The organism is Stenotrophomonas sp. (genome assembly GCF_032061965.1).
Lineage (GTDB): Bacteria > Pseudomonadota > Gammaproteobacteria > Xanthomonadales > Xanthomonadaceae > Stenotrophomonas.
Genome location: NZ_DAMBEF010000034.1, coordinates 25,486 through 37,392, shown reverse-complemented (window position 1 = coordinate 37,392; position 11,907 = coordinate 25,486). Strand labels below are relative to the sequence as shown.

The window sequence follows — 11,907 nt, the reverse complement described above, 5'->3', positions numbered from 1 at the left end:
GAGCCATGCTGGGTTGGGCTATCGGGAAAGCTTCTGCCGAGCATGGCTCGGCACTACATGCTGGTGGCTTCGCCGGACAGCGCCGTAGCCCGGGTAAGCGCAGCGCACCCGGGGCTCTTCGCGCGGAGCCTTTGGTGGAGCCGAGCCATGCGGAGTGGGTTATCGGGAAAGCTTCTGCCGAGCATGGCTCGGCACTACATGTCGTTGGCAAAGAAAAAAATGCCCCGGTTTCCCGGGGCATCTTCCTTTCACGACGTCAAACCAGTTTTACCAGGTGTAGCTGATGCGGCCGTAGACGTAAGCGCCGTTGAAGCCGAACGGCGAGTAGTTGCTGTACGGCATCATGCCGTAGGTGGAATTCAGTTCGTTCTGCACGCGGTCCGGGTATTCGTTCAGCAGATTGTCGGCGCCGACGGTGAGCTTCCAGCTCTCGCTGGGCTTGAAGCTGGCCGATGCATCGACAATCCACTTGGCGTCGTAGGTCTGGTCGCGGGCCGCACTGGCCGAATTGCGCACGGTGAAGCTGCCGTAGCGGGTGGCCGACAGGCCCAGCTCCCAACGGTCCGAACGCCAGGTCCCGCTGAGGATGCCCTTGTCGCTGGGGAAGCTGTCCTCGATGCGGCCGATTTCATCGCGGCCGATCAGCGATTGGGTGATGCCCAGTGCCGAGAACACCGCCGGCGAGGCGCTGAACTTCTTCACTTCGGTTTCGTTGTAGCTGTACGCCGCGGTCAGTTCCAGGCTGCTGGCGCTGAACGGAATGGTGTAGCTGGAAACGAAGTCCACGCCGCGGGTACGGGTGTCCAGGCCGTTGGTGAAGTAGGCGAACTGGGTAACCTGCTGCAGGCCCAGATCGGACAGCAGCGCGGCGGCGGCCGGGGTGGTGTTGATGTTGGAGGACAGCACGATGCGGTCGTCGATGTCGATCTGGTAGGCATCGACGGTGACGTACAGGCGATCCACCGGTTGCAGCACGAGGCCAACGCTGTAGGAGGTAGAAGACTCAGCCTTCAGCGGTGCCGCACCCAGGGCCTGGGCAGCAGCGCTGGTGGTCGGGAAGGTGCCCTTTTCATAGAACACGCCATCAGTGATCGAGCTGGTCACCGCCTGGTAGCTCTGCTGTGCCAGAGACGGCGCACGGAAGCCGCTGGAAGCGGTGGCGCGCAGCGCGACCTTGTCGGTGAAGGCATAACGGGCCGACAGCTTGCCGGAGAACTTGTCACCGAAGTCCGAATAGTCTTCGTAGCGGCCGGTCAGGCCAGCGGAGAACTTGTCGGTGAGGTCGGCTTCAAGGCCGGCATATACCGCGTAGTTGTCACGGTCATTGTGCACTTCGTTGATCGGGGTGAAACCGCCGAAACCCTGCGCGCCGCTGCCGGTGTAGGAGTTCAGTTCGCCTGCGGTCTGCTCCCACTTCTCGCGGCGGTATTCACCACCGAAGGACAGCGTGACCGGATAGGCCAGGCCCCAATCCAGCGCCTTGGTGAAGTCGGCATTGAAGATGTCCTGCTGGTACTTCAACGTGCCGTCGTAGAACGAACTCGGGCTGGTTGCACCCAGGCTGTAGTTGATGCTGTTGCGGGTGTGGAAATCCAGGGTGTTTTCACCGTGGTTGACGCTGACGTCCCAGGTCCAGCCGTTCTCGGTGTTGCCCTTGACGCCGGCAACCACGGAGCGGTCCTTGGAGTACTGGTTGATCTGCGGCACGTAGCCGTTCGGGTAGAGCTGGGCCAGCAAGGCGCTCTGGCCGCTGTGGTTGGGCGAGCGGTAGAACGCGAACGAGGTGATGTCGCGGTTGCTCAGCAGGGCGTTGGCATAGCCGGTGATGTTGTCGCTGAAATTGAAGTTCAGGTTGGCCGAGGCAGCGGTGGCATCCACGCGCGGGTCGCCGACGACAAAGGTTTTCTCGCCGATGTCCGGGAAGTTGCCGGTGTTGGGCGCGGTGCCCTGGTAGGGGCCGGCGCGGTTGCTCTCGTCCTGCTGGCTGATCTGGCCAGCCAGGTGCAGGCTGCCACGGCCGTCGGCGAAGCTGACGCCGGTGTCGCCGGAGAGCTGGTACTTGTTGCCGTCGCCAGCCGAGTACTGGCCGTAGTCCACGGCCAGGCTGCCGCCTTCGCCGCTGCCCTTGAGCACGATGTTGACCACGCCGGCGATGGCGTCGGAGCCGTACTGGGCCGAGGCGCCGTCACGCAGCACTTCCACGCGCTCGATGGCGGCGATCGGAATGGCGTTGATGTCCACGGCCGATGCGCCGCGGCCGATGCTGCCGTTGACGTTGATCATGGCCGAGGTATGGCGGCGCTTGCCGTTGACCAATACCAGCACCTGGTCCGGGGACAGGCCGCGCAGCTGTGCCGGGCGGATGCCGCTGGTGCCGTCGGTGAGGGCCGGGCGCGGGAAGTTCAGCGAGGGCAGGGCGCGCGACAGCGCGGTAGCCAGCTCGGAAGTGCCGGTGGACTGCAGGACTTCCGGGGTGATGATGTCGATTGGCGACTGCGATTCGGCCACGGTACGGTCGGCCACGCGGGTACCGGTAACGATCACGGTATCCAGGGTATTGGCGCTGGACTGGGCCAGGGCGGGGAGGGCCGGGGCGCCAAGTACGAGAGCAATGGCGACGGCGAGAGTGCTGGACTTGCGGTTCATCAGGTTGCAGCTCCGGTATTGAGTGGCGGCATCGGCGGCGCGTGGGGTTCGCGGCTGTTGCGGTGCGCCATTACCAATTAATGGGTTTTTAACCTCGTGTCAAACCGGACGATTCAGCTAAATTGTTGCTTTTGAAAGCTTTTTCAGTTCAGCAAGGGCGATTTGGCTATGCGAGTTTTTATGTCCTGTAGGAAAACGCCGTTACTGCGCGTGCGACTACGGGAGGTGAGTCAAGTATTGGTTAACGTTAGAATTACGTCGCAGGAATGCTGCTCACATGCTCATTCCTTTTCGTTATAACGGACCCATTCATGATTTCCCTTCGTAATTTCGCCCTTCGCCGGGGCGAGCGCCTGCTGTTGTCCAACGTAGACCTCACCCTGCATGCCGGCTATCGCGTAGGCGTGGTGGGCCGTAATGGCGCAGGTAAATCCAGCCTGTTTGCCGCCGTGCGTGGCGAACTGGAAGCCGACAAGGGCGACGTGTCCCTGCCCGGCAAGATCCGCATCGCCGACGTGGCCCAGGAAACGCCTGCATTGCCCGACCGCGCCATCGATTTCGTCCTGGGCGGCGATGACGTGGTGGCCGAGGTATTGAAGGAAGAAGCCGCTGCCGCCGAACGCGAAGACTGGGAGGCCGTTGCCAACGCCCACCAGAAGATGGCCGAGCTGGGCGCCTATGACGCCGAAGCGCGCGCCGGCAAGTTGCTGCACGGCCTGGGCTTCCCGGCCGAGACGCACGACCGCCCGGTGTCCGCGTTCTCCGGTGGTTGGCGTGCGCGCTTGAACCTTGCCCGCGCGCTGATGATGCCCAGCGACCTGCTGCTGCTCGACGAACCGACCAACCACTTGGATCTGGACGCGGTGTACTGGCTGGAACAGTGGCTGCTGAAGTACCCGGGCACCTTGCTGCTGATCTCGCATGACCGCGAGTTCCTCGACAACGTCGCCACCCATACCCTGCACCTGCACGGTGGCTCGGCCAAGCTGTATCCCGGCGGCTATACCGACTTCGAGCGCCAGCGTGCCGAGCACCTGCGCCAGCAGCAGATCGCGCACGAAAAGGAACAGGCCGAGCGCGCACATCTGCAGAGCTTCATCGATCGCTTCAAGGCGCAGGCCAGCAAGGCTACCCAGGCGCAGAGCCGCATGAAGCGCCTGGCCAAGATGGCCGGCACCGAAGCGGTGCGTGCCGAGCGCGAGTTCCGCATCGAGTTCTCGCCGCCGGCCAAGCTGCCGTTCTCGCTGATCCGCCTCAACGACGTAACCGCCGGTTACGGCCCGGATGCGGTGATCCTGGATAACGTCGGTTTCGGCCTGGAAGCCGGCCAGCGCGTGGGCCTGCTCGGCCCGAACGGCGCCGGCAAGACCACGCTGGTGAAATCGCTGGTGGGCGACCTGCCCCTGCTGGGCGGTGACCGCATGGCACACCCGGACCTGCAGATCGGTTACTTCGCCCAGCACACGGTGGAGTCGCTGCATGCCGGCATGACGCCGATGGATCACTTCCGCGAAATTTCACCGGACGGTGTGAATCAGTCGTTCCGCGATTTCCTCGGCAAGTGGAATTTCCCGGGTGACCGTGCGTTCGAGACGGTTGATGGTTTCTCCGGCGGCGAGCGTGCGCGTCTGGCGCTGGCGTTGATCGCCTGGCAGCAGCCGAACGTGCTGCTGCTCGACGAACCGACCAACCACCTTGATCTGGAAATGCGCGAGGCCCTGGCCGAAGCGCTGGCGCTGTTTGAAGGTGCGATCGTGATGGTGTCGCATGATCGCCACCTGATTGGCCTGGTCTGCGATACGTTCTGGCGCGTGGCCGATGGCGTGGTCGAGCCGTTTGCCGGCGACCTGGACGAATACGCGCAATGGTTGCGTACCCGCGCCAGCGCGCAGGGTTCGCGCAACAAGAACGACCGGCAGGAAAAGCCGGCGGCAGCTGCGCCGGTTGCGCAGGTCGCCCCGGCCAAGCCGGCTTCGAACAAGAAGCCGGTCAACCCGCACAAGCTGGAAGCGGCCGAGAAGAAGGTCGAGCAGCTGGGTGCGTCGCTGGCGGAGGTGGATGCGCAGCTGGCCGATTCGGGCAACTACGCGGACGCCGCCAAAATGGCCAAGCTCGGCAGTGAGCGCGAAGTGCTGGCACAGCAGCTGGAGCAGGCCGAGGCAGCGTGGATGGAGATGTTGGAGGACTGAGCCTTGTCGGAGCGGCGTAAGCCGCGAAGCCGACAATGCCGGAATTCTCTCTGTAGAGCCGAGCCATGCTCGGCTGAGGCGTTACCGGTGAAGCCCCTGCCGAGCATGGCTCGGCACTACAGGGCCGCTTCGTTTGTGGAGCGGTGTGAGCCTGCAACGCCGGAATTCTCTCTGTAGAGCCGAGCCATGCTCGGCTGGGGCGTTACCGGTGAAGCCCCTGCCGAGCATGGCTCGGCACTACAGGGTGCTTTTGCCGAGCATGGCTCGGCACTACAAATCCAGGCCACCTTGCGCCTGCAGCCACACCCGGAATCGCTTCAAGGCCTCGCGCTCCTGCCGCGAACGCAGGCGCGTCAACCAGTACCGGCCCAACGACAGGGTCGGCGCGAACGGCTGCAGCAAGCGTCCTTCGGCAAGATCCTGTTCGAACATGCGTAATGGCAGCAGCGCCACGCCCGCCCCGGCGGCGGCCGCACTGGCCAGGGTCAGGGACGAATCAAACACCGTGCCACGTGCTTCGACCCCGCTGATACCGGCCAGCTCCAGCCAGCGCGGCCACTCGTCGTTGCGGTAGGAACGCAGCAACGGCACGTTGCCCAGATCGCGCGGCTGCCGCAGTCGTCGCGCAACGGCCGGCGCGCATAGCGGCGCGAACGGTGTATCCACGATTGGCACGCAGTCCTGCCCTTGCCAGTCACCGTCGCCAAAGCGGATGGCCAGGTCCAGGCCTTCGCCGGCCAGATCGATGCGGTTGTTGTGGGTCTGCACGCGCAGTTCGATATCCGGATGTGCGCTCTCGAACGCCGCCAGGCGCGGCAGCAGCCAGCCGGTGGCAAAGGTGCCGACCACGCCCACGGTGAGCACTTCACGGAAGCGGCCACCGGTGAAGCGATCCAGCGCGATCGCCATGCGGTCAAAACTTTCGGTCAGCACCGGATACAGCGCCGCGCCCTCGTCGGTAAGCGCTACCCCGCGTGGCAATCGATGGAACAGGCTGACCTGCAGGCGGTCTTCCAGGCCGCGGATCTGGTGGCTCAGCGCTGCCTGGCTGACACATAGCTCCAATGCCGCCCGGGTGAAGTTGAGATGGCGGGCGGCGGCCTCGAAGGCGCGCAGGGCGTTGAGTGGGAGCTGGGGGCGGATCATGGACTGGTCATGACGAAAGTTGATGGGCGAGCGCATTATTTCCGCTTTCCATGCCGTATTTTACGTTTATCTGCAAATTTATCTAATGGCTCCCGATGAATCTTCGCGATGGTTGGGCGCCGCCTTGCCCGCCAAGATCGGCTGCATCACGCCAAGGAGAGTTGCCATGCTTGCTCGTCGTCAGTTCCTCACATTCGGCGCTGCTGCCGTCGCCACTGCACTGGTGCCCGCAGCGCTGGCGCGTAGCGCGGCCATGCCGCCGTCCACCGGCACGGGCCCGGCGGAGGCGGGGGACTTCGCCGCGCTGGAGACAGCCAGCGGCGGCCGTCTTGGCGTTTGCCTGTGGAACCCCGGCAGCGGCGCGCGTTACGGCCATCGCATGGATGAGCGCTTCCCGATGTGCAGCACGGTCAAGTTTCCGCTGGCGGCGGCCATCCTGCGCCACGCCCAGGCGGGCCAGTTGTCCCTGGACCAGCGCGTGGCGGTCAGGCGGGCCGACATCATCGACCATTCGCCTTTCAGCGAACGCCATGTCGGCAAGGACATGACCGTGCGTGACCTGTGCCGGGCGACGATGATCGTCAGCGACAACACCGCGGCCAACCTGCTGCTGCCCTTGGTCGGTGGGCCGGAAGGACTCACCCGCTTCCTGCGCGAGCACGGCGACCGCATCACCCTGAGCGCTCGCAATGAGCCCGAGCTCAATCGCTTCGCCGCTGGCGATCCGCGCGACACCACCAGCCCGGCGGCAATGGCAGGCAATTTGCAGCACTTCGTGCTGGGTGACGTACTCGGCACGGCGGCGCGCCAGCAACTCGCCGATTGGCTGATCGACAACCAGACCGGCGACGCGCGCCTGCGCGCGGGCCTGCCGCAAGGCTGGCGGGTAGGTGACAAGACCGGCAGCAATGGCAAGGACACCACCAACGACATCGCCGTGCTGTGGCCGCTGGGTGATGGCACGCCCTGGCTGCTGGTCAGTTACCTGCAGGGTTCTGCACTGGATGATGACGGCCGCAATGACATCCTGCGCCGCGTTGGGGAGCTTGCCGGGGCCCGACTGCGCTGACAGCGGCTTTGCTCGTCAGCCGGCGGACCGGAGGTGCCACATCCCTCCGGTCCACAGGAAACAGACGTATGAGCAAGGAACTGATCTATCTGCTGCTGATCTTCGCGTTGCTGGTAATCCCGCGCGCGCTGCAACGTTTCAGCATTCCCGCACCGTTGACCTGCCTGGTGTTCGGCATCAGCGCAATGCTGTGGCTGGGCGACAGCGCGCATGACCCGGTGGTCAGCCTGTTGGCGACGCTGGGTATCTCCTCGCTGTTCCTGTTCGCCGGCCTGGAGGTGGATCTGGCCGATCTGCGCAAGGGCATGTGGCCCCTGCTGACCCACCTGCTGATCCGCAGTGCCACGCTCACCGGGGTGGCCTGGCTGGCCTGGCACTATGCCGGCCTGCCGTGGCAGGCGGCTGCGCTGCTGGCGCTGGCCCTGCTCACGCCTTCCACCGGCTTCATCATGGATTCGTTGTCGCAGCTTGGGCTGGATGATGCTGAACGTTTCTGGGTCAGCAGCAAGGCCATCGCCGGCGAACTGCTGGCCCTTGCGGCCTTGTTCGTGGTGCTGCAGGCCGGTGACCCCACGCATATGGCGCTGTCCAGCCTGGCGCTGCTGGCGATGATGGTGGGGCTGCCCTTGTTGTTCATCGCGTTGGGACGCTGGGTGGCGCCGCATGCACCGGGATCGGAATTCTCGTTGTTGGTGATGGTCGGCATGCTGGCGGCCTATATCACCTACGTGCTCGGTGTGTATTACCTGGTGGGCGCGTTCATTGCTGGCCTGGTGGCGCGCCTGCTGCAGCAGCGCATGCCGTCGTTGGCCTCGCATGAAAACCTGCACGCACTGCGTCTGTTCGCCTCGTTCTTCGTGCCGTTCTACTTCTTCAACGCCGGCACCAAGGTCCCGGCCGAAGCCTTGAGCTTCGAGGCGCTGGGTCTGGGGTTGGTGATCACATTGGTGGTGTTGCCGCTGCGTATCGCGGTGGTCTGGCTGCAGCGGCGCTTGATGTTTGGCGAGAGCTTCCGTTCCAGCCTGCGGGTGGCCTTGGCGCTGTCGCCGACATTGATCTTCACCCTGGTGCTGGCGGCGATCATGCGCGAGCGCTTTGCCATCTCGCCGGTGCTGTTCGGCGCCCTGTTGCTATACGCAGCGCTGACGACCTTGCTGCCTTCGCTGGTGTTCCGTCGGCCGATGGACGTGGATCCGCTGCAGAATGAGATGGCGCAGGCCGAAGCTGCACATGCCGACCTTGCCGTAAGAGATGAGGCGGCGCCCGTCAGTGCACCGGGTACTGCGTCTGATAAACCGGAAATGTCGGCAACGTAAGAGCATTTTGGCGTCATGCACGCCGTTATCATCCTGACCGCAAACTACAGCAGTGTGTTTTGGGGATAGGGGATGGTGGTGGACCGGGAAGGCTGGCGACAGGTGCGGGAGCTGTTCGATGCGGTGTGCGACACCGATCCGGCGCATTGGCGCAGTGAGCTGGCGCGCCTGAGTGCGGACCCGGCGGTCATTGCTGAAACGCTGGAGCTGCTGCACGCGCAGACCCGCGAACTGGGCAGCGCACAGGCGCCGCTCGAACGGATGCTCGGCGGGGGGCTGGAATCGGAATTGAACGAAGGTGACACGGTTGGACCATGGCGTTTGTGCCAGCGTCTGGCCAGTGGCGGCATGGGCGTGGTTTTCCGTGCCGAACGTGCCGACGGCCTGTATGCGCAGGAGGTGGCCATCAAGTTCCTGCAGGGCCAGCCAGGCGTGCGCGCGGCAGAACGGCTGGCCGAGGAGCGGCGCATCCTGGCCGGGTTGCAGCACCCCAACATCGCGCGCCTGTACGACGGCGGCACCACGCCGGCCGGCAATCCCTACCTGGTGATGGAATACATCCGCGGCCAGCCGTTGGATACCTACTGTGCGCAGCAGGGCCTGGATCTGGTGGAGCGGCTGGCGCTGTTCCTCAAGGTCTGCGGCGCGGTACAGGCTGCGCATGCGCGGCTGGTCCTGCATTGCGACCTGAAGCCGTCCAACATCCTGGTTCGCGCCGATGGTGAGCCGGTGCTGCTGGATTTTGGCGTCTCGCGCCTGCTGGACGACACCTCCGCAGGCGTTCGCGCAGGCTTTTTCACGCCGGCCTATGCGGCGCCCGAGTTGCAGGCCGGGCAGGCCAGCGGTGTGGTCAGCGATGTGTTCAGCCTGGGCGCGCTGCTGGGGGAACTGGTCGCCGGCAAGCGTGGGCGCAGGGACGGCAGCGATGCCGGCCACGCTGTCACCGCGCCAAGCGCGCGGGCGGGGCTGGATTGCGCTTGGCGCAATCGCTTGCGCGGGGATCTGGATGCGATCGTGGTACGTGCCGGGGCGCTTGATCCGGAACAGCGCTATCCCTCGGTCGAGGCGATGGTGGCCGACCTCCAGCGCCATCAGCAACGTCGGCCGGTGCAGGCGCGCAATGGCGGCCGTTTGTACCGCACGGGTCGCTGGTTGCAGCGGAACTGGAAGGGTGTCGGCATGCTGCTCGTAGTGCTGCTGCTGGCGGCCTGGTTCGTGTGGCGTCTGCAGCAGGCCCGTATGCAGGCTGAGCAGGAAGCGCAGGTGGCGCAGGAGGTCAGTGACTTCCTGGTGTCTGCGTTCGACGCGGCCAACCCGCGCAAGGGCCAGCTGCGCGGTAGCAGCGAAGTCACCGCGCGCGAAGTGCTGGAGGCCAGCCGCGAACGCATCGAGCAGCAGCAGTGGACCTCGCCATTGGTCAAGGCGCGCTTGCAGTCGGTGCTGGCGCAGGCGTTCCAGAACATCGGCGAGGGCGGCGCAGCCGAACCGCTGTATCGCGCCGCCATCCCGGTGTTGCGGGCGGCGGGCCCCGGTAGCCGCGATATCGCCGCAGTATCGCTGAACGAGTTGTCGACCTTGCTGGCCAACCAGCAGCGTGGCGAGGAATCCGAAAGCTTTGCCCGCCAGGCGCTGGCATTGCGCGCTCCCGCGCCCTCGCAGCTGCGCGTTGCCCAGGCTTACAACTCGCTGGGGTTGGCATTGAGTGCGCAGCGTCGTTTCGATGACTCGGCCAAGGCATTCGACCAGGCACTGGCGATGCATGCGGGCCTGCACAGCAATGCGTTGCGCCAGTCCACGGTCATCCAGAACAAGGCATTGATGTATATCGAGAAGGGCGACTACGTGTTGGCCGAGCAGATGTTGCGACAGGTCGCGGAACTGCGCCGGCCTTGGGGCACGCGTACATCCGAGTGGTGGGGCGGGCAATACGCGCTGATGCGCGCGATTGCCGCGCAGGGGCGTTATGCCCAGGCGCTTGCTGCCAGTGACGAAGTTCTCGCGCTGGCGCTGCATCTGTTTGGGGCGGTCAATGACAACGTCGCGATGATCCACAACGAACGCGGCGGGCTGCAGCAGGACCTGGGCAACTACACCGAGGCGGTGGACGAGTACCGTAAGGCGCTGCAGCAGTACGAAGGACTTGGCGTCGCACAGACCATGGATGCGGCGATCACGCTCAACAACCTGGCCGGGCTGGAACAGGCCCGCGGCGATGCGGTAACGGCACGCAGCCTGTTTGAGCGGAGCCTGCAGATCAGGCGCAGGACGCTGGGCGCGGATGAACCGCAGGTCTGGGTGGTGGAGGCCAATCTGGCCCGCCTGTTGATCGAGGAGGGTGATCTGCAACAGGCGTTGCCGTTGATCGCGCACGCCCGCGCAGGCTGGGCAGGGCATGTTGCCCCGGAACACCCCAGGCGATTGTTGGCCGAGGCCATCTGGGCGCAGTGGCAGATAGCGCACGGTGATCTGGCGGCGGCAGACAGTGCGTTGGCGTCCATCAAGCAGCATCTGCAAGGCGGTGACATCCGCGTGCAGCGCCGTTATCTGGCGGTGCTGGCCAAACGTCAGGGCAGTGGCGGGGATCTTGCTGCTGCGGCGCGGACGTTGCAGCAGCTGGTCGATGTCTATGTTGCCGAGGTTGGCAAAGACTCGGTGGAGACCGCGCAACAGCGCGCTGCGTATGCAGATGCGCTGGCCGCGGCGGGTCGCTGCGACGACGCCAGGCTCGCGGTGCGCAAGGCGTGGCCGGCGCTGGAGCAACAATTGCTGCCTGTCAGCCGCGTCCGCCAGCGCGCACAGGCGTTGCTGGCAAACAACGCCTGTGCGACGACGGTGGCCAGCTAGCCCGGCATTGGCCTTGCCGGGGAGTCCACCAGCGGCTACGGTCCAAGGATGAATATTTCATTCCGTCACGCCGTTCCGTTGCTGCTGCTCGCAGCACTTCCGCTTTGTCCTGCCGCTGCCCGCGCCGAGGCGCCGGCGGACACGTTCATGGCGGCGCTGTCCCGCTATTGCGGGCAGGCATTTGCCGGCCAGGTGATCCACAACACCCCGGCCTCGGCCACGCCCGATCCCTTCGAGGGCAAGGCCCTGGTCATGCATGTGCGCGGCTGCGACACGCCAGCCCAGGAGCTGCGGGTGCCATTCCACGTGGGTGACGACCATTCACGGACCTGGGTGATCACCCGTACCGCGGAGGGCTTGCGGCTGAAGCATGACCACCGCCATGCCGATGGCAGCCCGGATGCGGTGACACTCTACGGAGGCGACAGCGATGGCGCCGGCACCGCGCAGCGACAGGAGTTTCCGGTGGATGCGGCGTCGGTGGCGATGTTCCAGGCGCAGGGCATGACCGCCTCCTTGCGCAATACCTGGGCATTGCAGCTCGAACCGGGCCAGCGAATGATCTACGAGTTGTCGCGGCCGGACGGACGCCTGTTCCAGGTCGCCTTCGATCTGCGCACGCCAGTGCCTTTGCCGCCGGCGCCTTGGGGCAGCGACTAAAGGAAAGGGCGCCGAAAGGCGCCCTTCGGTTTGGCGT

At 65.1% G+C, this 11,907-nt stretch carries 7 protein-coding genes; 5 read left to right on the top strand and 2 right to left on the bottom strand.

The annotated features are described in order from the left end of the window. Positions 1 to 267: 267 nt before the first annotated feature. Positions 268 to 2,646 (bottom strand): TonB-dependent receptor, encoded by a 2,379-nt coding sequence (locus RT460_RS15435; RefSeq protein WP_313319958.1) that lies wholly within the window; start codon positions 2,644 to 2,646, stop codon positions 268 to 270. Between the two features lie 311 nt (positions 2,647 to 2,957). Between RT460_RS15435 and RT460_RS15430 the strand changes: the two genes are divergently transcribed. Further along, the gene (locus RT460_RS15430; RefSeq protein ID WP_313319956.1) at positions 2,958 to 4,835 is read left to right on the top strand and encodes an ATP-binding cassette domain-containing protein; all 1,878 of its coding nucleotides are present in this window, start codon (positions 2,958 to 2,960) and stop codon (positions 4,833 to 4,835) included. 270 nt (positions 4,836 to 5,105) lie between these two features. Here RT460_RS15430 and RT460_RS15425 read toward each other — a convergent pair whose 3' ends face one another. Then, entirely contained in the window at positions 5,106 to 5,981 is an 876-nt protein-coding gene (locus RT460_RS15425; protein ID WP_313319954.1) for a LysR family transcriptional regulator, read from the bottom strand. A 166-nt stretch (positions 5,982 to 6,147) separates the two neighbouring features. On the opposite strand from RT460_RS15425, the gene bla reads away from it, so the two are divergent. The 4 genes from bla to RT460_RS15405 all read left to right on the top strand — a co-directional run bounded on the left by bla (position 6,148) and on the right by RT460_RS15405 (position 11,870). After that, entirely contained in the window at positions 6,148 to 7,050 is a 903-nt protein-coding gene (bla, locus tag RT460_RS15420; RefSeq protein ID WP_313319952.1) for a class A beta-lactamase, read from the top strand. Positions 7,051 to 7,118: 68 nt separating this feature from the next. After that, positions 7,119 to 8,366 (top strand): cation:proton antiporter, encoded by a 1,248-nt coding sequence (locus RT460_RS15415; protein WP_313319950.1) that lies wholly within the window; start codon positions 7,119 to 7,121, stop codon positions 8,364 to 8,366. 72 nt (positions 8,367 to 8,438) lie between these two features. Continuing rightward, positions 8,439 to 11,210 (top strand): serine/threonine-protein kinase, encoded by a 2,772-nt coding sequence (locus RT460_RS15410; RefSeq protein WP_313319948.1) that lies wholly within the window; start codon positions 8,439 to 8,441, stop codon positions 11,208 to 11,210. 48 nt (positions 11,211 to 11,258) lie between these two features. Then, on the top strand, positions 11,259 to 11,870 hold the full coding sequence (locus RT460_RS15405; RefSeq protein ID WP_313319946.1) for a hypothetical protein: 612 nt from the start codon (positions 11,259 to 11,261) through the stop codon (positions 11,868 to 11,870). Positions 11,871 to 11,907 lie beyond the last annotated feature (37 nt).

Bases quoted from the DNA above. Each gene is read 5' to 3' on its own strand.
- RT460_RS15415 (WP_313319950.1), top strand. From the start codon at position 7,119: ATGAGCAAGGAACTGATCTATCTGCTGCTGATCTTCGCGTTGCTGGTA.
- RT460_RS15430 (WP_313319956.1), top strand. From the start codon at position 2,958: ATGATTTCCCTTCGTAATTTCGCCCTTCGCCGGGGCGAGCGCCTGCTG.
- RT460_RS15410 (WP_313319948.1), top strand. From the start codon at position 8,439: ATGGTGGTGGACCGGGAAGGCTGGCGACAGGTGCGGGAGCTGTTCGAT.
- RT460_RS15425 (WP_313319954.1), bottom strand. From the start codon at position 5,981: ATGATCCGCCCCCAGCTCCCACTCAACGCCCTGCGCGCCTTCGAGGCC.
- RT460_RS15435 (WP_313319958.1), bottom strand. From the start codon at position 2,646: ATGAACCGCAAGTCCAGCACTCTCGCCGTCGCCATTGCTCTCGTACTT.
- bla (WP_313319952.1), top strand. From the start codon at position 6,148: ATGCTTGCTCGTCGTCAGTTCCTCACATTCGGCGCTGCTGCCGTCGCC.
- RT460_RS15405 (WP_313319946.1), top strand. From the start codon at position 11,259: ATGAATATTTCATTCCGTCACGCCGTTCCGTTGCTGCTGCTCGCAGCA.